General features: G+C 65.7%; 16 protein-coding genes. 3 read left to right on the top strand and 13 right to left on the bottom strand.

The annotated features are described in order from the left end of the window. Positions 1-57: 57 nt before the first annotated feature. From LDB05_RS16810 to LDB05_RS16825, 4 genes are all read right to left on the bottom strand, one after another. Positions 58-1,221 carry a CaiB/BaiF CoA transferase family protein gene (locus LDB05_RS16810; protein ID WP_226005135.1) on the bottom strand — a complete coding sequence of 388 codons (1,164 nt, stop codon included), beginning with the start codon at positions 1,219-1,221 and terminating at the stop codon, positions 58-60. Positions 1,222-1,296: 75 nt separating this feature from the next. Next, the gene (locus LDB05_RS16815) at positions 1,297-2,229 is read right to left on the bottom strand and encodes a ferritin family protein (RefSeq protein WP_226005136.1); all 933 of its coding nucleotides are present in this window, start codon (positions 2,227-2,229) and stop codon (positions 1,297-1,299) included. Between the two features lie 83 nt (positions 2,230-2,312). Continuing rightward, positions 2,313-3,698 carry an APC family permease gene (locus LDB05_RS16820; protein WP_226005137.1) on the bottom strand — a complete coding sequence of 462 codons (1,386 nt, stop codon included), beginning with the start codon at positions 3,696-3,698 and terminating at the stop codon, positions 2,313-2,315. After that, a complete protein-coding gene (locus LDB05_RS16825) occupies positions 3,695-3,946 on the bottom strand; it encodes a hypothetical protein (protein WP_226005138.1) in 252 nt (83 codons plus the stop codon). Before LDB05_RS16825 ends, LDB05_RS16820 begins: the two co-directional genes overlap by 4 nt. A gap of 176 nt (positions 3,947-4,122) precedes the next feature. On the opposite strand from LDB05_RS16825, the gene LDB05_RS16830 reads away from it, so the two are divergent. Then, the gene (locus LDB05_RS16830) at positions 4,123-4,860 is read left to right on the top strand and encodes a 3-hydroxyacyl-CoA dehydrogenase family protein (protein ID WP_226005139.1); all 738 of its coding nucleotides are present in this window, start codon (positions 4,123-4,125) and stop codon (positions 4,858-4,860) included. A gap of 434 nt (positions 4,861-5,294) precedes the next feature. On the opposite strand, the gene LDB05_RS16835 is transcribed toward LDB05_RS16830, so the two are convergent. The 3 genes from LDB05_RS16835 to LDB05_RS16845 form a co-directional block, all read right to left on the bottom strand. After that, positions 5,295-6,092, bottom strand: a complete 798-nt coding sequence (locus LDB05_RS16835; RefSeq protein ID WP_226005140.1) for an enoyl-CoA hydratase/isomerase family protein — start codon at positions 6,090-6,092, stop codon at positions 5,295-5,297. 435 nt (positions 6,093-6,527) lie between these two features. Then, a complete protein-coding gene (locus tag LDB05_RS16840) occupies positions 6,528-7,595 on the bottom strand; it encodes an anthranilate phosphoribosyltransferase (protein ID WP_226005141.1) in 1,068 nt (355 codons plus the stop codon). A 111-nt stretch (positions 7,596-7,706) separates the two neighbouring features. Continuing rightward, positions 7,707-8,468, bottom strand: a complete 762-nt coding sequence (locus LDB05_RS16845) for a GNAT family N-acetyltransferase (protein ID WP_226005142.1) — start codon at positions 8,466-8,468, stop codon at positions 7,707-7,709. A 203-nt stretch (positions 8,469-8,671) separates the two neighbouring features. Here LDB05_RS16845 and ahbB point away from each other — a divergent pair, with 203 nt between their 5' ends. Then, positions 8,672-9,712, top strand: coding sequence for a siroheme decarboxylase subunit beta (gene ahbB / locus LDB05_RS16850; protein ID WP_226005143.1), 1,041 nt, complete (start codon positions 8,672-8,674; stop codon positions 9,710-9,712). 24 nt (positions 9,713-9,736) lie between these two features. Here ahbB and LDB05_RS16855 read toward each other — a convergent pair whose 3' ends face one another. From LDB05_RS16855 to LDB05_RS16865, 3 genes are all read right to left on the bottom strand, one after another. Further along, on the bottom strand, positions 9,737-10,237 hold the full coding sequence (locus LDB05_RS16855) for a pyridoxamine 5'-phosphate oxidase family protein (RefSeq protein WP_226005144.1): 501 nt from the start codon (positions 10,235-10,237) through the stop codon (positions 9,737-9,739). Positions 10,238-10,309: 72 nt separating this feature from the next. Then, complete coding sequence (locus LDB05_RS16860) at positions 10,310-13,441, bottom strand: FAD-binding and (Fe-S)-binding domain-containing protein (RefSeq protein ID WP_226005145.1); 3,132 nt, start codon at positions 13,439-13,441, stop codon at positions 10,310-10,312. Between the two features lie 339 nt (positions 13,442-13,780). Then, on the bottom strand, positions 13,781-14,668 hold the full coding sequence (locus tag LDB05_RS16865) for a 3-hydroxyacyl-CoA dehydrogenase family protein (RefSeq protein ID WP_226005146.1): 888 nt from the start codon (positions 14,666-14,668) through the stop codon (positions 13,781-13,783). Positions 14,669-14,820: 152 nt separating this feature from the next. Here LDB05_RS16865 and LDB05_RS16870 point away from each other — a divergent pair, with 152 nt between their 5' ends. Beyond that, entirely contained in the window at positions 14,821-15,963 is a 1,143-nt protein-coding gene (locus LDB05_RS16870; RefSeq protein WP_226005147.1) for a thiolase family protein, read from the top strand. A 245-nt stretch (positions 15,964-16,208) separates the two neighbouring features. On the opposite strand, the gene LDB05_RS16875 is transcribed toward LDB05_RS16870, so the two are convergent. From LDB05_RS16875 to LDB05_RS16885, 3 genes are all read right to left on the bottom strand, one after another. Next, entirely contained in the window at positions 16,209-17,348 is a 1,140-nt protein-coding gene (locus LDB05_RS16875; protein WP_226005148.1) for an acyl-CoA dehydrogenase family protein, read from the bottom strand. Positions 17,349-17,496: 148 nt separating this feature from the next. Next, positions 17,497-19,050, bottom strand: coding sequence for a long-chain-fatty-acid--CoA ligase (locus tag LDB05_RS16880; RefSeq protein WP_226005149.1), 1,554 nt, complete (start codon positions 19,048-19,050; stop codon positions 17,497-17,499). Positions 19,051-19,181: 131 nt separating this feature from the next. Next, on the bottom strand, positions 19,182-21,545 hold the full coding sequence (locus LDB05_RS16885; RefSeq protein ID WP_226005150.1) for a TRAP transporter permease: 2,364 nt from the start codon (positions 21,543-21,545) through the stop codon (positions 19,182-19,184). Positions 21,546-21,573 lie beyond the last annotated feature (28 nt).

The following is a 21,573-nucleotide window of genomic DNA, read 5'->3' on the forward strand; positions in this document are numbered from 1 at the left end:
TTCTGTCCAGTACCTTATGATTTGGGACGAGGACGTTCTCGTGCGGGGGGCACGGTCTCAGCGGATGACGCCCGCGTCGCGAAGGGCGGCTCGGTCGTCCTCGTCGTATCCGACCGACGCGAGCAGTTCGTCGGTATGCTCACCGTGACCCGGGACCGATTCGTCGTGGCTTTCGGGCACGTTCGACCCCCTCGCGGGGAAGCCGATCCGCGGCGGTGCGTCGTCGGGCCGTTCGATCAGCCCGCGGGCCTCGAGCTGCGGGTGGTCGACGGCCTCGGCCGGCGTACACACCGGCCCGACCATCGTCTCGTCGCTCAGATCCCCGAGCCACGCGTCCCGCGACCGGGTCGCGAACAGTGCCTCGAGTTCCTCCCGAACGGCGGTCAGTTCGGCCGAGTCCTCGGTCCCGTGGAGGTCGACGAGGTCCTCGCGGCCGGCCTCCTCGCAGAAGGCCGTCCAGAACTTCGGCTCGAGCGCCGCGAGGGTCACGTACCGCCCGTCGGCGGTCTCGTACACGTCGTACCACGGAACCCCTCCGGTGAGGGCCGTCTCGCCGGGCCGAGGATCGCCGCCCGTGAGCGCCTCGTGGGCGACGGCCTGCGAAAAGGAGGCGACCACGTCGGTCATCGACACGTCGATATATTCGCCGCCGTTGCCCAGCTCTCGCGAGAGCAGCCCGCCGATGATACTAAAGGCCGCGAACAGCCCGCCGCCGAGATCGCCGATCTGGTAGCCCGGGATCTGGGGGGCCATCGACTCGTCTTCGCGGGTCATGTCGAGCAATCCGGCGACGCCGACGTAGTTGAGGTCGTGGCCCGCGCGTTCGGCGTACGGGCCGGTCCCCCCGTACCCCGAAAGCGAGCAGTAGACGAGGTCCTCGTTGTACTCGAGCAGCGTCTCGTAATCGATCTCGAGTCGGTCGGCGACCCCCGGTCGAAACTGCTCGAAGACGACGTCGGCTTCCTCGACGAGCCGGTAGAACGCGGTCGTCCCCGCCTCCGATTTCAGGTCGAGCGCGATGCTTCGCTTGCCGCGATTGACGCTGTCGAACAGCGCGCCGACGTCGCGATCGGTCGTCGGCGGCGTATACCGCGCGTAGTCGCCCGCATCGGTGTCCTCGACTTTGACGACGTCTGCGCCGGCGTCGGCGAGCAATTGGGTCGCGTACGGTCCCGGAAGCAAGCGCGACAGATCGAGTATCCGAACCGAATCGAGTTGCATGATACCACGTCCCTGTCGCGTTTCAAAAATCTACTGTCGCCGTTCGGATCCGTCGCGACGACCGCTGCCGGACTCTCAGTCGTCGCCCTCGAGGGACACTAGCTCGTCGACGTCCGGGATATCGGCCGCGGCGTCCGTGATCTGTCGCATTCGATCCGTGTGCTTCTCGACCGCGTAGGCGGCGAGCTTCCCCTCCTCGAGGCCGGCGCGCTCCCCCGGATCGTCGGGCTGGAACCGATTATCCTCGGTGATCCCCTGAACCAGGGGGACGAGCTCGTTGACGGTATCCTCGACGATCGCCGGATCGACGCCCTCCGCGATGAGCTTCTTCAACTGGTTCATGCCGAAGCCGACGTGGCGGCCCTCGTCGCTGCGGATCTTCGTAAAGCCCTGGACGAGCCCCGGCAGATGCGGAAGCTCCTCGAAGTCGCCGCCGTAGGAGGTCTGCATCCCGTAGTAGCCCGTCTGCGCGAGGATCCCCTCGACCGTGAGGTGGTAGTGACAGTACGCCTTCGCGCGGTTTTCGGGCGTGTCCTCCTCGAGCAGCCGGAACTGCGCCTTCCGGTTGCGGTCGAACAGTTCGACGTAGGGGTCGTTGAACCACCGCTCGTGGCGGGGATCGGACCGCTCCCAGCCCAGTTCGTCTTCGACGGTCCAGACGACCTCCCGCCAGTAGCGGTCGAAGAAGTCCGCGTGCTTGGCTTCCTCGTACATCTGGGTCGTCAGGAACAGCTGATCGTCGATATTGTCGAGCACCGTCCCCAGCGGCGCGAGATCCTCGGTGACCGCGTCCTCCCCTGCACCGAACTTCGCGATGCCGTTGAGCGTTCCGTACCACGATTCCCGGTCGTAGCCCTCCGCCCCGTCGATGTACGTCAGCAAGTTCTCGACGTCCCGCTCGAGGTCGATCTCGCCGGGATCCCAGTGGCGCTCGACCGCGTTGCGATAGTAGCGGTTCGACTTCGAGTCCCGGTCCATCATCGCCGCCGGTGTGTACTCCGTTGCCATACCACAATCTATGGACGGCGGCTATTAAATGTGTATCCAGTGTCGTATCCGCTCGATCCCGTCTCGAGAGCGTCCGGACGGCCTCAGTCGGTACTTTCGCCGGCGTCTTCGTCGATGCGTTCGTGTCGCTCGAGGGAGGTCATCGTTCGGTAGAGTTCGATCCGATCGGTCTTCCGCAGTCGGTATCGGTAGTAGACGTACGCGACGACGAACCAGCCGACGAGAACCACGCCGACGACGGGTCGCTGGAGGAGCGTGACGATCCAGAACGCGCCCGTGACGACAGCACCGCCCAGTACCGCGAGGAGGAGGCCGCGATACCGGCGGAGTCGAAACGGCGCGTTGGCGTAGTGGTTCGGGAACTCGCGCGGCAGGTTCCAGAGGCCGATCGCACAGAAAAAGTACGCGGTGAGGCTGGCCAGCCCGATAAACACGGAGAGACCGACGATCTCGCCGGCCAGGGGGACGAGCAGGAACGGCGGAACGCCGAGGACCGCGACCGCGTAGTGGGGCGTCTCGAACCGCGGATGGATCCGCGACAGCGGTGCCGGGAGAACCCCGTCGCGGCTCGCCCGCATGAGCGTCCGCGAGAAGACGAGCAGCGTCGTGTTCACCGTCGTGACGACCGCGAAGACGGCCCCGGCGGCGACGACGTACTCACCCCACCACGGGAGGTATCGCGAGGCGACGAGCGCGAGGTCGGCCTCGGTGCCCAGTTGCGTGTACGGAACGACGCCGACGAGGACGGCGATTAGCGCCACGTAAACCAGCGCCACGATACCGATGCCGAGCCCCAGTACGAGCGGGATCGTCCGCCCGGGATCGTCGATCTCTTCGCCGAGTTCGATCAGTAATCCGAATCCGAGAAACGGATAGAACAGTGCGACCACCGCGAGGCCGAACGCGCCGTAGTCCGGGAAGAACGGCGCGTAATTGGCGGGGTCGACCGCGCCCGCACCGGGGACGATGACCGTCAGGAGTGCGATCAGGAGGCCGACGAAGAAGACGATCTGTACCTGTGCGACGACCCTGAGTCCGATCAGGTTGACGACCAGGACGAACGCGAGCAGCACGTAGACGAGCAGCGTCGACGGTACGTCGAAGAAGATCCGGGTGTACTCGGCGAAACCCCTTGCCGTAATGAGCAACGACGCCCACGCGACCAGCGGGATCGTGACGGGAACCAGGAACCCCCAGTAGGGGGCCGTGAGCCGAGAGATGTAGACGTACAGTCCCCCGGCGACCGGCATCGCCGATCCGAGCAAGGCGTTGTACAGGACGACGAAACTCGCCGGAATCGCCGCGAGGACGATCGCCAACACGAGCGCCGGTCCCGCACTCCCCGCCAGCGGCCCCGGCAGCACGAATATCGGGACCGAAATCGCGTTGCCGACCAGCAGTGCCAGCACGCCGACGACGCCGATACTCGAGGAGAGCGTCTCCGACGGGCCGTCGGTTGCTCCGCTCATTCCTCCGGGGTACGGTCGGCCCGCCGCCGCTGGATCTCGTAGTCGCGAATCCGTCGTCCGAGGGCGAACCCGACGACGCCGCCGAGGACGGGCGCGACGAGGAGGAGCGCTTGTACGGTCACCAGCGGGAGGACGACCCCGACTCCGAGGCCGACCACGAGGCAGCCCTCGGGATACTGTGCCGCGGCTACTTCGCGCTCGATATCGTCCATCTCCGCCGGGACGTCTCGATACTCTCCGATTGCCATGTCATACCCCACCATATCATGGGTGAAATAGCTTCGGGATGTTGACACTCTCTGGGGGAGTTGCCCGGTCGTCGTATCCGAGCAGCCGCGGCGTACGGACCGGTGAAATCGGTCACGGATCGGCGTCTCCACGCGTGTTGATAAGAACTAAGTCAGTACCCGTGAAGGATGCTGTCATGGCACAAAAGCGTGCTGCCGTCGTCGGTGGCGGCATCATGGGCGCCGGTATCGCACAGGTACTCGCACGGAACGGCTACGAGGTGGCCGTCCGCGAAATCAACGAGGAACTGGCCGAGGAGGCCCGCGAACGGGTCGTGTCGGGCAACTACGGACTCGACGATGCCGTCGAAGGGGGGTACCTCTCCGAAGACGAGAAAGCCGAGGTCCTCGAGCGGCTGTCGTTCACCACGGATCTCGACGAGGCGACGAACGGCACGGATTTCGTGATCGAGGCGGTCACGGAGGACCTCGCGATCAAGGGCCAGGTCTTCCGCGATCTGGACGAGGTGACGGACGAGCAGCCGCTGTACTCGAACACGAGCGGCTTTTCGGTGACGGCGATCGCGAACGGCGTCTCCGATCCCTCCCGCGTCGCGGTCACGCACTTCTTCAACCCGGTCCCGGTCATGTCGATGGTCGAAATCGTCCAGGCACCCCAGACCGACGAGGCCGTCGTCGAACGCGCCGAGGAGCTCGTCGACGAACTCGGGAAGACCAGCGTCACCATCGACGACGACCCCGGCTCCTACGGCTTCCTCGCTAACCGCTGTCACGCGGCGATGCGAGAGGAGGCCCAGAAGATCGTCGACGAGGGTATCGCGACCGAAGAACAGGTCGACAAAGCGCTCGAGGAGGGGTACAACCTCCCCGTCGGTCCGTTCTCGCTGCGCGGCATCGGCGAGGAGTGGGACTGATAGGTCGGTTTTGCTCCCGTACCGACTCGGTTTTACTCGGACCGACGAACCGTTTGCAGTGGCGTGCGCTGTCGATCGGTCGGAGCGGTAGCGACGGTCGATCGATGATCTCGCGCGAGGGATGAGCGAGTGTAACGAGCGAATCGACTGGGAGGGTGTGGGTACTCCGTGCGGGCACGATAACAGGGCGGACTCGCTTGTCGATTCTAACGACCGTTCACCGGATATCTTCGACCGAAACAGAGTGCGCTGCTATCGTGGCAACGAGGGATTCCACGTCCTCCCCAGCCGATTCGCTCACGCCTCCCGGCGCTCGCTCATCCCTCGCGCAAAGTTGTGTCGCGGTTCGTTCGTCACTCACCGCGACACAGCGCGCGCCACCGCAGGGCAAAAAAGCGATCCGGAGTAAGACGCCGTTCGTCCGTCCTCCGCCGTTACTTGCCTTCGAATTCGGGCTCGCGATCCTCCGCGAACGCCGCCGCGCCTTCCGCGTGGTCCTCGGTCTGCAGGAGCCCCTCGAAAAGCGTGCGGTCGTACGCCAGCCCCTCCTCGAGCCCGGAGTGAACCGCCATATCGGCGGACTTCTTGATCGCCTGAATCGCCAGCGGGGCCTGCCCGGCGAGGTCGGTGACGAACTCCTCGACCTCGTCTTCGAACTCGTCGTCGGGGTAGACGTGATTGACGATACCTTCCTCGCCCGCTCGCTCCGCCGAAATGTGCTCGCCGGTCATCGCCAGCTCTTTCGCGACCGCCGGGCCAGCAAGCTTGCTGACGTACTGGACCCCGCCGGCACCGGGGAGGATGCCGAGGTTCACTTCGGGGAAACCGAACGTCGAGCCCTCGCTGGCCAGCCGGAAATCACAGGCCAGCGCGGTCTCGAGCCCGCCGCCCAGACAGTAGCCGTCGATCTTCGCGATCACGGGGGTCGGGAAGTCCCGGATGACGTCGTAATGGGACCGCGCCGAGGTGTCACCCGCCGACTCGTCGGAGAAGCCGCCGATGTCCGCCCCCGCACAGAAGGCCTTCTCGCCGGCGCCCTCGAGGACCACCGCTCGCAGTGCGACACCGTCGGCGCCCTCGTTTTCTTCCTCGAGGGCCTCGAGACCCGCGACGATGTCGTCCCTGAGCTGGCCGTTCAGCGCGTTCAGCGCGTCCGGTCGGTTCATCGTGAGCGTGCCGACGCCGCGGTCGTCGTCGAACTCCACCAGGACAGTCTCCAGTGATTCGTCCATGCGCAGTGGGTACGAGCACCAATCAAAAAGGTGTATTGTTCGGTACCCGGCTCGAGGCCCCCTCGAGGTCCCGGCGCCGATGTTGCCGTACGGGGACGTTTTATACACTCTGTGCGCGGCCGAGGGGAACGCTGTGAATACATTTGGAAAATGACTTTTTCGAATAGTATCCTAATCTCTGATATTACGAGCCGGTGTGGGTCCGCTGTTCGACCGAGTGGCACTCGTGGCGTCGAAGACGACCAACCACCTGCCGGAGCTGGTTTAGGTGCCCACTTTCGCCCGTAACGAGCGGCGATTCGGTATCGGTAGTTGATCCGGAAACGGCTATTCAGAAGGTATCGCTGGACCGTCGCCTTACGATCCGAACCCGATTACGTTCGATATCCGAAATGTATCGCTCAATATATAGTCGAGTCTGGAGTTGGTGATGCCTCAGAACGCCTGCAGTTCCTCGAGCACCGCCTGCGCGCTGCCGTCGGCGATGACGTCGCGGGCCTGATCGAGGCCCTCCGCCAGGCTGTCGACGTCCTGGCGGGCGTACATCCGGAACGCGCCGTTGAGGGCGATGGCGTCGGCGAAGTGGTCCTCGCGCTCGCCGGCGAGAACCGCTTCGGTGATCGACGCGGAGTCGGCCGTCACGTCGTTGACTTCCAGGTCCTCGTTTTCCATCGCCATGCCGTACTCGGCGGTCTCGATCTCGTAGTCCTCGAGCTCCTCGCCGTCGTCCCACTCCGCGACTTTCGTGTAGCCGGGCCGGATGTCGTCGTAGCCCTCCATTCCCTGGAAGAAGATGGCACGGGAGTAGTCGAGACGCTCGCTCTCGGCGATCGTATCGGTCATCTTCTTCGCGAACGCGAGGTGATAGAACGAGCCCAGATGCACGTCGGCGTTCGCGGGGTTAGCGACGGTCTCGATGGTGTTGACGAACGTGCGGACGCCCATCTGATCGCGCCGGTCGAAGAGGTCGTCGATCCCGGGATTGAACTCGGGCTGGTAGTAGAAGCCGAAGCCGGTCTCGTCGACCATGTCGGCGCTTTCCGCGGGCTCGAGGGCCGTCCGAACGCCGAGTTCGTCGAGGACGTGTTTGTACGCCGTGGCCTTCTGCGTGGGGACGCGATCGCCGGAGTGGGCGACGACGGGGGTTCCCGCGGCGGCGGCGACGATGCCGGCCCCGACGCCGAGGACGGCGGAACTGTGCTTCCCGTCGTAGTTCGCGCCGCAGTCGACCGGATCGCAGTCCGGTTCGGCGGTGACGACCGACTCCTCGCGCATGACGTCGGTGTAGGCCGCCAGCTCCTCGGGGTTGTTGCGCTTCCAGCGGTTCGCCAGCCAGAACGCGCCGAGCGTGGTCGCATCGGGCTCGCCGGCGAGAATTCGCTGGAACGCCTCGCGAGCCTGCTCGCGGCTCATATCGTCGGCTGACTTCGGGCCCGAGCCGACGACCTCCGTCATCAGGCGTTTCAACGGCCACTCGCCGAACTCCTGGGATGCCTGCGCCATGTACGGCTTTTCGGACGGACGGCGCAAAAACCCCGCGTTTCCGGCGTCCTCCAACGCTACCACGCGGGCGGGTCGATTCCCGAATGCGACGAGGGACGCGAGGCCGTCGCGTTACAGATCGATCGCCATCATCACCTCGTCGATGTACTCGTCGTCGAGTTTGTAGTGGTCGTCGCGGACGGCCTCGATCTTCCAGTCGCGATCCTCGAAGAAGTCGATCGCGTCCTCGTTGGTCGACGGAACGCTCTGATACACTTTTTCGAGGTCGTTCCCTCGAGCCCACTCGAGCGCCCGGTCGAGCAGCTGGTTCCCGATCCCCATCCCGCGGTACTCCTCGAGAACGCCGACGGTGAGCTCCGCGGTGTGGCCGAGTTTCTCGAGGTTCGGGAGGTGCATGTGGGCCCAGCCGACGACGTCGCCGTCGACCGACGCGACGAAGAACAGCCGGGACTCGAACTCGTTGTGGCGAAGCAGGACGTTCTCGTGATCCAGTTCGTCCGCGACGCTCTCGGCCTCGATGTAGGTCATCTCCTCGACGACCTGTCGTATCGCACCGACGATTCCGGAGAGGTCTTCCTGTCTCGCCGGTCTGATCGTGACCTCTACGTCCCCGGTCGTGTACTCCTCGCCGGTCTCCTCGATATCGATGGCGATGCGGAGCGTGCCGTCGTCGTCCTCCTCGAGATAGCCGTCCCGTTTCAGGAGCGCGACGCTGTGCCGGAACGCTCTCGCGTGCTGTGCGTTCCCGGGGGGATCGGCCGGAAACAGCGCTTCTCGCGCTCGGTCTCGATCGACTGCGCCGTGGGTTTCGACGTACTCGTAGATCCGCTCTCGGTCGTCGCCTTCGATCTGGATCGATTCGGTCAGTATCATGTTTTATGCTAACGATACGCACACTAATAATCGTTACAGTCCGGTGCTCGACGACCCGCTGTTGGCTCGCCAGAACGGCGAATGGAGCGTCCGACAGTGTTACTCGTTGCAGTGTCACGGCGGGGACGTCTCTCGTCGGTCGTCGTGGTGAGCGAGCGGGAAGACCCGAAAACGATACAGCCCCCTTCTCCCTAGAACGACCAATGAGTACCCTGTCGGGGAACTGGCGCGAGGCCATCGACGACGTGGACGCGGCGCTGATCGACGGCTATCAGAGCGGCGTCCCGATCGAAGAGCGCCCGTTTCGCGCCGTCGGAGCCGACCTCGGGATCGACGAGTCCACGGTGATCGACCGCGTCTGCGCCCTGCAGGATGCGGGGATCGTCCGCCGGTTCGGCGCCGTCCTCAACCCGCCCGTGATCGGCTCGTCGACGCTCGCTGCAGTCCAGGCACCGGCGGACCGCTTCGGCGAGGTCGCGGCCGTGATCAACGACTACCGGCAGGTCAACCACAACTACGCCCGCGACCACGAGTGGAACATGTGGTTCGTCGTCACCGCCGGCTCGCAAGACGCCCGCGACGAGATCCTCGCCGACATCGAGTCCCGGACCGGCTGTCCGGTACTTAACCTGCCGATGCTGACCGACTACTACATCGACCTCGAGTTCCCCGTCGTCAACGCCGATCGCTTCGCGCGGGAGTCGCTCGCGAATCGAACCGACTCCTCCGCAACCCGGATCAGCGAGGAAGCTGCAGGGGACCTGTCGCCGCTCGAGGCGGAACTCCTCCTCGAGATCCAGGACGGGTTCCCGCTGTCGGCCACGCCCTACCGAGACATCGCCGCGAACGTGGGCTACGCGGTCGAAGACGTGCTCGCGGCGCTCGAACGGCTGCGGGACGACGGCTGTATCAAGCGCATCGGCTGCGTGATCAACCACGTCGTGACCGGGTTCGACGCCAACTGTATGGTCGTCTGGGACGTGCCGGACGACGAGCTCGACGAGCTGGGTGAGCGCGCGGGCGGCCTGCCCTACGTGACGCTCTGTTATCACCGCCCCCGCCGTCCCGATCAGGAGTGGCCGTACAACCTGTTCACGATGATTCACGGCCGCGATCCCGAAGCCGTCGACGCGAAGATCGACGAACTCGCCGCCGACTACCTCCCCGTCGATCACGAACGGCTCTACTCGACCGAGACGCTGAAGCAGACGGGCGCTCGCTACGACGATCTGGTCGGGATCTAGCGCCGGTCGCGTCGCTCCGACGCGCTACCCGTCGAACACCCACCGCGTCGCGTCCGTCGGGAAGTCGCTCCACGCGAAGATAGTGGCCGGTCGAACGGCGAAGAACGGCGTCCCGTGGGGCGTATCGTACTTGTCCTCGTAGGCCGCGTCCAACTCGCCGATCTGCTCCGGCTCGGCGGTCTCGTTATCGATCCGTTCGGCCTGCCCCTCGAGAACGACGACTTCGGTGGCGCTTTCGGTATGCACGACGATCTCGGGGTTCGTCGAGAGGTTTCGAACCCATCGCGTTCGCTCGCCGCCGCCGCAGTGGAACGTCCCGTCGACCCAGACCCCCCACGTCGGCCGAACGTGGGGACTCCCGTCGGGTCGGATCGTCGTCACCCAGTAGCTCTGCGCGTCTCGCATGCGTTCCGTGACGAACGCCCACGGGAGCATCTCGTCCGTGCGGTCCGGAATCCCGTAACTCGCTTCGGTCTGCGGGCGACCGCGCTGCGTCTCGCGTTCGGGGGCCGATTCGTCGTTCATCATCGCGTACTCTGAGGACTCGAGCGAGAATAAGCCGTCCGCCCAGCGTGCCGAGCTGGTACCGGAGCGACGCTACGGCCGTCTTTCGAGCGCCTCGGCCACGACCTCGATCGGCGTGGGCGGTTCCTCGGGCGCGCCGGGTCTGTTCTCGAGTTGCGTCCGACAGGAGGCGCCGGGGGCGACGACGCGCTCGCCGTCGCTGTCGTCGACCTGCTCGTACAGGATCGAGGCGATGGCGTCGCTCATCGAGGCGTGTTCGGACTCGTAGCCGAAACTGCCGGCCATGCCACAGCACCCGGAGTCGAGCGGGTCGACGGCGTAGCCGGCCCGCCGGAGGACGCCGACCGCGTGGTGGTCCTTCGCGACCGACTTCTGGTGGCAGTGGCCGTGATAGACGAGGTCCTGCGTCGCCGCGCCCTCGTCGAACGCGATCGCCTCGTCCAGCCGGAACGCGTCGATGTACTCGCAGACGCCGTAGGTCGCGCTTGCGAGCGTCTCGGCGGGCTCGCCGGAGAGCAGATCGAGGTAATCGCTCTGAAACATGACCGCGTCGGAGGGTTCGATCACGACGACGTCCCAGCCGTCCGCGACCCGCGGAGCGAGCGCGTTCACGTTCTCGCGGGCGGCGTCTCTCGCCTTGTCGAGAAAGCCCTTCGAGAACGCCGGCCGACCCGTGTCGCCGAGATCGTCGGGGACGGCGACGTGGACGCCGGCGGCCTCGAGGACCCGGACGGCCGCCTTCCCGGCCTCGGGATGGCTGTAGTTCGTGTAGGTGTCGGGGTAGAGGACGGCTCTGCGGGTGGCGTCGGCTTCGCTGACCCTCGCACCGCCTCGCTTCCGGAACCAGTCTCGGAACGTGTTCGCGTGAAAGGTCGGCAACGCCCGATCGGCATCGATGCCGATCGTCGCCTCGAGCGCTTTGCGCGCGCCCGGAAGCTTCGGCAGGGCGTTGGACAGCGGCGCGAACTGGCTCCCCCATCTCGAGAGCGTCGCGACGTTGGCGAAGAGCCGATCCCGCAGACTCGCGCCGTTGCGCTGGTGGTGCTCGTGGGTGACCTCGGCCTTGAGCTTCGCCATGTCGACCTCGCTGGGACAGTCGATGGCACAGCCCTTGCAGCCGATACAGAGGTCCATCACTTCCTCGACGAACTCGTCGGAGACGGCCTCGTCGGGGTCGAGATCGCCGCTCATTGCCTGCCGGAGCGCGTTCGCCCGGCCGCGGGTCGCCGTGATCTCCTCGCGGCTCGCTCGGTAGGTCGGACACATCACGCCGCCCGTCGTCTCCTGCTCGCCGCGACAACCGCCGCAGCCGTGACAGAGCTCGACCATGCCCTGCATGCCGTTGTCGTTGTCCCACTCGAGGGCGGGCTCGAACCCCGTCTCGAACTCGTAGTCGGGATCGAACCGCAGGTTTTCCCGCAGATCCGTCGGATCGTCCTCGCGGAAGACGACCTGCCCCGGATTGAGGAGCCAGTCGGGATCGAACGCCGTTTTGAGGTCCTGAAACGTATTCCAGAGTTCGTCGCCGTACAGTTTCCGGTTCCACTGGGTCCGTGCGCGGCCGTCGCCGTGTTCGCCCGAGACGGACCCACCTAGCTCGACGACGAGGTCGGTCACGTCGTCCGCGATGCCGTGGAGTTGCTCGAGGCCCACCTCGGTCTTCGTGTTCACGAGCGGTCGGACGTGGAGCACGCCGGGGCCGGCGTGGGCGTAGAAACTGGCGTAGGTGCCGTGTTCTTCGAGGATTTCTTCGAAGCCCTCGACGAACTCGGGGAGCCGCGCCGGCGGGATCGCGGTGTCCTCGATGAAGGAGATGTGCTTCTCGTCGGTCGTCCGCGAGAGCAGGATCGGCAGGCCGGACTTGCGGAGTTTCCAGAGCTTGGCCCGTTCGGCGTCGTCGTAGGCCTCGAGGGCCTCGATCGCGAGCGTCTCGGCGTCGCTCTTCGGGGCATCGTCGGCCGGCGCCCCCGCGGGCGTCGCCGACGGTACCCGGTCGGCCAGTAGCCCGGCGACCTGCTCTCTCCCGTGATCGGCGTCCTCGGCGTAGAACTCCACGAGCAGGACGGCATTGGTACCCTCGGGGAGCATCTCGGTGACCGGCCCGAACTCCGCCGTGTCGCGCGCGAGGTCGATCAACACGTCGTCCAGCACCTCGACCGCCGCGGGGTCGTGTGCGAGGATCGGCTCGACGTCCCGCATCGCTTCGCGGAGGTCGGGATAGCACAGCAGCGAGACGGCCTTCGTCTCGGGGACCGGTTCGAGCGAGACAGTGGCCTCGGTGACGATCGCGAGCGTCCCCTCGCTGCCGGCCAGCAGGCGCGCGAGGTTGAGGGTTCCGGGCTCGCCGGTCGCTTCGGCGGTTTCACCGCCTCCGTGTCGCGACGACTCCGTCGTCGCGCTCTCCCCACTCGGCAGTTCCTTCCCCCGTGCTTCGGCCACCAGCCGGTCGAGGTTGTACCCGGAGACGTTTCGCTTGAGATCCGGGTAGGCCTCCTCGATCCGGTCCGCGTCCTCCTCGAGGATGCGCTCGACCTCGGCGTAGATCCGGGCCTCGAGGTCGCCCTCGGGATCGGCTCGCTCGCCGATTTCCCCGAGCGTGACCTCGCCGAAGCGGGTGACGGTGCCGTCGGCGAGGACGGCCTCGACCTCCTCGATGTAGGCGTCGGTCTTCCCGTATTTCAGCGAGTGCGCGCCCGTCGAGTTGTTCCCGATCGCGCCGCCGATGGCGCTCTTGTCGCCCCACGCCGGATCGGGGGCGAACTTCAGGTCGTGGGGCTCGAGGGCCTCGTTCAGCGTCCCGAGGATCGTCCCGGGCTGGACCGTCGCGGCGCGCCCGTCGGGATCGATATCGAGGATTTCGTTCATGTGGCGAGTGAAATCCAGCACGACGGCCCGGTTGACCGTCTGCCCGGCGAGGCTCGTTCCGCCACCGCGCGGGAGAACCGGGATCTCCCGCTCGGCGCAGTACTCGAGGAGCCCCGCCACGTCAGCCGTCGACTCGGGGAAGGCGACGGCGATCGGCATCATCTCGTATGCGCTCGCGTCGGTCGCGTACAGTTCCCGAGAGTAGGAGTCGGCACGGACCTCGCAGTCGAGCAACGCCTCGAGGTCCTCGACCAGCGCCGGCCGATCGACGTCGTCGCTCCGGTAGTCGTAGTTCGCCCGCCGATCGGCCGCCGGATCAGCGCTCGGCTCCAGAGACATACGTCTCCCTTGCTCAGGCGCGGCTAAAAGTGCCTGCATTAGCGACGATTCGACCGGCTCCTCGATCCGCGAGCGACGACGGGAACGCTCCGTCGGCTGCGCTCGTCGATACCGTCTCGTGCTGTGAAAATGGCCGGACGGGGGATCTCAACTCGCCCGGCCTGCACGCAGGAGTGGTGATCGAGTGGAAAGGTGGCCCCGTCGTTTTCCCACGTGCGCCCCCGGGGCCGCCGCCCGTAGTGTCGGACGGTACCAGTCAGTAACGGGGGAACCGAAACAAGCGATGTGCCTAACTAGTAGGGGTCGCCCCCAGCGGCGCGGTGCGCTTCGCCCCCCGACTTACTCGTCCGCTCCCCACTCGCCGCTCATGCCGACGCGCTCGCCGTCCTCCCAGACGTAGTAGCCCTCGCCGGTCTTCTTGCCGAGGTTGCCGGCGCGGACCTTCCGGCGCAGGGACTGGGGCGGCTTGAACCGCTCGCCCAGCTCCTCGCGGAGGTGTTCGGCGATGTGCAGGCGCACGTCCAGCCCGACGTGATCGGTCAGCTCGAGCGGCCCCATCGGATGCCCGTAGCCGATCTCCATCCCCTCGTCGATGTCGGCCGGGCTGGCGACGCCCTGCTCGACCATCCGGATCGCCTCGAGCCCCAGCGCGAGGCCGAGCCGCGAGGTGGCGAAGCCGGCGGTGTCCCGGACGACGACGTCCTCCTTCTCGATGCCCCGGACGTAGTCGACCGCGAACTCCTCCGTGCGGTCGTCGGTCTGCTCGGCGATGACGATCTCGACGAGGTCCATGATGTGGGGCGGGTTGAAGAAGTGCAGGCCGACGGCCCGTTCGGGGTGCTCGAGGGCGCTCGCCATCTCGGTCACCGACAGCGAGGACGTGTTCGAGGCGATGATCGTGTCCTCGCCCGTGGCTTCCTCGACGTCCGCGAACACTTCCTGTTTGAGGTCCATATCCTCGGGCACCGCCTCGACGACGAGGTCGGCGTCGTCGACCGCTTCCGCGAGGTCCGTCGTCCCCTCGATGCGCTCGAGGGCCGCTTCCATCTCGTCCTCGCTGAGCTTGTCCCGGTCGACCCCGCCCTGAAGGTTGGTGCGGATCCCCTCGAGGCCGTCCTTGACGAACTCCTCCTCGATGTCCCGCAGGACGACGTCGTGGCCCGCCATCGCGGATACCTGTGCGATCCCGTGTCCCATACTGCCGGCTCCGAGGACTGCGATTTGCATGTGCGAACCCACAGACGACGCGATCAAAAGCGTTCCCTTTCGTACGATCCGCGCTCGTACAGTATCGGACCGCTCACGGGTCGCTTCGCTCCCCGTTCGAATAGCGACAAACGGAGCTACTTTAATGCCGGAGCGCGAGCCACGCAGTACCAATGAGCGATCGGCAGCCAGTTATCGTGCAGGCAGTTCGGACTCCGCAGGGAAAACACGGCGGCGTCTACGCCGAGACCGGTAGCGAGGAGCTGTCGGTCCCGCTCGTCGACGCAATGCTCGAGCGCACGGGGCTCTCGGGCGAGGACGTCGACGACATCAGGTGGGGCTGTGCCAAGCAGGTCAACGAGCAGAGCAACAACATCGCGCGGGTCATCGCGCTGTGTTCCGACCTCGGCGAGTCGGTCCCCGGGACGACCATCGACCGGCTCTGTGCGTCCTCGGCGGAGGCGATCATGAGCGCGAGCGACGCCATCCGAGCGGGCCAGCGCGAGGTCATCGTCGCGGGCGGCGTCGAGAACATGTCCCGCAACGAGCGCCGGAAGGGGATCGGCTCCTACGCGGGGATCGCCGAACAGTACGACGCGGCCGGTCTCGCGATGGGCCAGACCGCCGAGAAGGTCGCTCGAGAGTACGACATCAGCAGGGAAGAGCAAGACGAGTACGGCGCTCGCAGTCAGCAACGGGCCTGCGAGGCCACCGAGGCAGGTAAATTCGACGAGGAAATCGTCCCGATCGAGACGGAGGACGGGACCATCACCGAAGACGAGGGGCTCCGTCCCGGCACCACGAAAGAGAAGATCGCCGGCTTGCCGCCCGCGTTTCAGGACGACGGCACCGTCACCGCCGCCAACGCCTCGCAGGTCTCCGACGGCGCTGCGGGCGTCCTGATCACGAGCAGGGAGTTCGCCGAGGAAGAAGGGCTCGAGGTCATGGCCGAAATCGAGGGCCACAACGTCGCGGGCGTCGACCCCACGGTCATGGGTATCGGACCCGTTCCCGCGGTACGAGGTATCTGGGAGCGAAACGGCCGTGATGCCGACGACTACGATCTCGTCGAACTCAACGAAGCCTTCGCCAGTCAGACGATCTATTGCCGGGACGAACTCGGCTTCGACGACGATATCTTCAACGTCAACGGCGGCGCGATCGCCATCGGTCACCCGCTGGGTGCGTCGGGCGCTCGCCTCCCCGTCACCCTGATCCACGAACTGCAGCGCCGGGGCGGCGGCCTCGGCCTCTCGACGATGTGCGTCGGCTACGGGCAAGGCGCGGCCGTCGAGTTTCAGGTGCCGGAGCAGTAGGGACGAACCAGGTTGCGCTCGAGTGACTCGCGGTTCGCGTCGACACTCGAGTTTGACCGGGGACGAACTCGAGTGATATGTCGGCGTTCGGTTACTGTTTTCTGAAAGTCAAATTCTGACTCGAGTAAATCCAAAACCACTGAGGAAGGTTTCATCGGTCGATCTCAGGGAGAACCACTCTCTACCTTCCTACTGTAAAAATCACGAGAGATTTTGCGACGTTATCGAGATTTGTCGACTGCAGTCTACAGGATCTGGTCGGCGATGATGTTCTTCTGGATCTCGCTGGTGCCCTCGTAGATCTTCGTGATGCGGGCGTCGCGGTAGTAGCGCTCGGCGGGGTAGTCCGTGACGTAGCCCGAGCCGCCGTGGACCTGAATACCCTCGTCGGCGACTTCGACCGAGATCTCGCTGGCGAAGTACTTCGCCATGCTCGAGTACTGCGCGGCGACGTCCTGGTTGTTCTGCTCGACCTGGGTCGCGGCGCGGTAGGTCAGCGAGCGGGCGGCCTCGACCTTGGTTGCCATCTCGGCGATCTTGTGCTGGATGGCCTGGAACTCCGAAATTTTCTGGTCGAACTGCTCGCGCTGGTTGGCGTACTCGATGGCGGCGTCGAGCGCGCCCTGGGCGGCACCGACGGCCTGCGCGGCGACGCTGGTGCGGCCGGAGGCGAAGAACTCCATCAGCTGGTAGAAGCCCTTGTCGACTTCCCCGATGACGTTCTTCTCGGGAACGCGGACGTCGTCGATGACGACCTCGGCGAGGTCGGAGGCGCGGATGCCCAGCTTGTTGGTGATCTTGTCCGTCGAAACGCCGTCGCGGTCCATCTCGACGAGGAACGCGGTGATACCGCGGTGACCCTCGTCGGGGCTGGTCTTGGCCATCAGGACGCCGACGTCCGCGACCGTCCCGTTGGTGATCCACATCTTGTTGCCGTTGAGGACGTACTCGTCGCCGTCCTTCTCGGCGACCGTCTCGATGCCGGCGACGTTCGAGCCGTGGGCGGGCTCGGAGATCATGGAACAGGAGGCCGTCTCGCCGTTGGCGATCTTGGGCAGCCACTCCTCTTTCATCCACTCGTCGCCGAACTCGATGATCATGTCGGTGCCGAAGCCGGCGGAGCCGACCGCGGAGCCGATCCCGGGGTCGGCGCGCCAGAGTTCCTCGGTGACGATCGTCGAGGAGATCTTGTCCATCCCGGCGCCGTCGTACTCGATCGGGATGTTCGGCGCGACGAAGTCGTACTCGGCGGCCTTCTTGCGGAGGTCTTCGGGATACTTGTGCTCCCGGTCGTGCTCCTCGGCGACCGGCACCATCTCGTTTTCGCCGAATTCGCGGACGGCGTCACGGATCGCCTCGTGCTCGGCTGATAACTGGAATGCCATGATTGTTTGCTAGGAGTCGTCTTACAAAGTAGCTTCGGATATGCTCGAAATTTGTTTTTGTTAACGTCCCGCTGACGGTATATCGGCACTGGAAACGCGCCCGTTGCTCGAGCGCGGTCGGCGCGAACCCGGTCCGCCGAACCGGCGGTTACTCGTCCCGAAGCTCGAACTTCTGGACCTTCCCGGTCGTCGTCCGCGGCAGCTCCTGCACGAACTCGACTTCGCGCGGGTGTTTGTACTCCGCGAGGTTCTCGAGGCAGTACTGTTTGATGTCTTCCGGCGTCGCTTCGGCGTCGGGCGTCGGGACGACGAAGGCCTTGACCGTCTCGCCGCGGCGGTCGTCGGGCACGCCGACGACGGCGGCGTCGGCGATGTCCTCGTGCTCGAAGAGGAGCTCCTCGACTTCCCGCGGGTAGACGTTGTAGCCGCCGGTGACGATCATGTGCTTCTCGCGGTCGACGACGTAGTAGAAGTCGTCCTCGTCCCAGTAGCCGATGTCGCCGGTGTGGAACCAGCGTTTGCCGCCGTCCTCGGTGAAGGCCTCCTCGTTGGCCTCGGGCAGGCCGTAGTACTCCTTCATCACGTTCGGCCCGTGGATGACGAGTTCGCCAGTGATCTCGTGGAGATCCGCTTCGTCCTCGTCGATCGGGCCTTCTTCGACTCGGGGAACCTCGTCGAAGTCCTCGTCGACGATCTTCGCCTCGACGCCCTCGAGGGGCTGGCCGATGCTCCCCTTCCGGCGCGCGTCGTCCGTGTTCGCGTGCGTGACCGGGCTCGTCTCGGTCAGGCCGTAGCCCTCGTTGAGCTGGACGCCCCAGAGCTCCTCGAACCGCTCGAGGACTTCGATCGGGAGACTCGAGCCCCCGGAGTTGGCGAACCGGAGCGCCTCGAACTCGTAGCTCTCGGCGTCGGGCTGGTTGATCATGTCGTTGAACATCGCGGGGACGCCGAACATGATCGTGATGTCGTCGTCCTCGAGTTGCCCCATCACGGTCGGCGCGTCCCACTCGGGGACGGGGTAGTAGGTGCCGCCGCTGTACATCGCGCCGTTCATCACGACGGACATGCCGTAGATGTGAAACAGCGGGAGGGTGCCGATGAGTCGGTCGGAGGCCTGGAACCCGCCCGGCGGGACGTCGGCGTTGGCCCGCGTGGTAAAGGCGAGATTGTGGTGGGTCAACAGGACGCCCTTCGGCGTGCCGGTCGTCCCGGACGTGTAGGGCTGGACCGCGATGTCGTCGTCCGCGCGATCGACGACGTCCTTGGTGTCGGCAGCGAGGAAGTCGCTGAACTCCGTCGCGCCGTCGACGTCGGCCCCGACGCTGACGACCTGTTCGACGGCCGTGTCGTCCTGCACCTCGAGGACGTTCGGCACGAGGTCGGCCAGCGCGACGACCGCTTTCGCTCCGCTGTCGCCAAGCATGTGTTCGATTTCGCGGGCCTTGTACTGGGGATTCATCGGGACGATGATCCCGCCGGCGCGCAGGGTGCCGTAGAAGGCGGTGACGAACTGGGGCAGGTTCGGGAGATAGATCCCGACGCGGTCGCCCTCGCCGATGCCCCGATCCTCGAGGGCCTGGGCGAACTGGCCGGCCTGCTTCCAGAATTCGTCGTAGGTCAGTTCGGTTCCGTCGTACGCGATCGCGGCCGAGTCCGGGTTCGCGTCCACCGTCTCGGCGACGTCTGTCACGAGGTTTGTCATACGTTGTGTAGGCGTCGTCTGAGGTCCACAAAAGGATTGTTACTCGTCGATCCCACGTCCTCGGGTCGTTCGCGAAACCCTCGCGAGTAGAATAGCCGTCTGACCCGGCCAACAGCCGGGTTACGTGGCCGTCAGTTCCCGTCTCCGGCGGAGGCCGCGAACGCGGACGGCAACCGCTCGAAGTGGGCGAGCCCGAGACCGGTGAGGGCGAGGACCGCTGCGGCCACCTGCACCATCACCGCCATGCTGTCACCGACGGCGTAACTCATCGCCGGGGCGTACATCGCGGTGAACGCCAGCACGAGGTAGACGAACCGCTGGGGAAGACTGAGCACGTTTCGGCCGTCGTAGCCGATCGTGACGGCCGTCAGCGCGACGACCCCGACGAACACGGCGAACGTGGCGACCGGCGTGGCGGTCAGCGACCAGTTCACGAGACTGTCGTTTGCGACCAGCGCGAACGGGATGAGGAATCCGGCGGCACCGATACGGAGCGCCTGTTTGGCGGACGTCATGAACGCGCTGTCGGCGATCCGCGAGCCGACGGCCACGGCCACCGCGACGGGTGGCGTGATGGCCGACAGCATCGCGAAGTAGAACACGAACAGGTGGGCCGTGATCTCGCTGACGCCAAGGTCCTGCAGCGGCGCAGTCAGGAGCGTCGCGACCAGGATGTAGGCCGCCGGGGTCGGCATCCCCAGCCCGAACAGGATGCTCGTGATCATCGCCAACAGGAGGACGACCAGGAGGACGCCGCCGCCCAGCGCCACCATTCGGACGCTGATGACGGAGGTGAGCCCGGTCTGGGTGAGCATGGAGATGATGAGCCCCATCGCGGCCAGGACGCCCACGAGGGGTGCCATGTCCAGCGCGCCCCGCTTGAACCCCTTGAACGTCGTGTAGCCCGTCCGGAGCAGCGCCACGGCGCTCGCTGTACCGAAATTCGCCGTCTCATCGCCGGTTTCGTCGGTGGTCCGACCGAACTGGTCGGGAAACAGTCGCCGCCCGACGAGCAGTAACTGGTCGCGGACGAACATCGTCGCGACGATGGTGATCACGGTGTAGAGCCCCGCGGCCATCGGCGAGAGTTCCATGACGACGAGCGTGTACAACAGGACTGCCATCGGGATGCCGAAGTGGCCGCCGTCGAAGAACCGCACCAGCGCACCGACGAACTCTCTCAAGGCCGCCTTCAGGTTATCAGTGACCACGACCGCCTGTAGCAGGCGGGCGACGACGAGGACCGCGGCGGCGACGACTGCCGAGGGAAGCAGCCCGAGCGAGAGGATCGACTGTCCCGCGTAGAACGTTCCGCACAGGACGGCGAAGTACAGTACCGTGAGCAACGTGCTCGCGCTGAACAGCGAGCCGAGGATCCCGCCCTCGTTGACGTCCTCGGTGACCCAGCCGAAGCGCAACACGGCGAACTGGACGGCGATGCCGGCGCTGAAGTAGAACAGCAGGGCCGGGATGAGCGCCGCGCGGATGATCTCGACGTAGGAGACGCCGATGATGTCCGCCATCAGGAAGGCGGCCACGCCCATGACCGGGGGCATGATCTGCCCGCCCGAGGAGGCGACGCTCTCGATGGCCGCCGCGTAGTCGGAGCGGACGCCCTGGCGCTTCATCATCGGGATGGTGAACGACCCGGTCGTCGCGGTGTTAGCCGCGGCGCTGCCGGTGATCGACCCCATCGCCATGCTCGAAATGACGGCGACGTGGACGACGCCGCTCCGGAGGTTGTTCCCGATCTTCTGGCCGGCACCGAGGATGACGTCCAGCGCGCCGTAGGCGCGGGCCAGCCCCGCGAACATGATGAAGATGGCGACCCAGGTGGCACCGACTTCCATGATGAAGCTGAACACGCCGGAGATGCGGACCGCACCGAAGGTCACGACGTCCGTCAGGGTAAAGCCGGGGTGGGAGAGGAAGCCGGGCATCGATTCCCCGAACAGGGCGTACAACACTGACGTCAGTGCGACGAGCGAGATCGACCACCCGTACGCGCGACGCGTCGCGTCGATGGTCAATCCGATGAGGACGAGGCCGACGTAGAGGTCCGTGTTGGTGAAGCCGAACACGATGGCCTCGCGGGACAGCCGAAAGTACGCCGTATACACGTAGTAGCCCGTTCCCAGCCCCGCGACGGCGGCGATGAGACAGACGAGGGAGTCGACCCGTCTGACGAATGCGTACTGCCGGGTACTCAACAAGCGCGTGAAGGCGGACCTCGCGCTCTCGTCGGTAGGGTTCTCGATCAGTGTCAGTGCCTGTGAGAGGTAGTAGAGGCTGATCCCGACGCCGAAGAAGGCGACTGCGAATCTCGTTCGGACGATCGGCCGGTCGTACGCGAAAAAGATCGTTCCGAGGGTCAGTCCGATGGCCATCCCGGTGATGAGAAAGACCAGCACCTGTTCGACTGCCGGGCGGCGACGGAAGTCGTCGAGGGCCTCTCGAGGGCGTGGTACCTCCGTGTCAGTTGCAGTTTCGCTCATGGTTGTGTATCGCAGTTAGGAGTGTTCA

The sequence above is a fragment of the Natrinema salinisoli genome, assembly GCF_020405205.1.
Lineage (GTDB): Archaea > Halobacteriota > Halobacteria > Halobacteriales > Natrialbaceae > Natrinema > Natrinema salinisoli.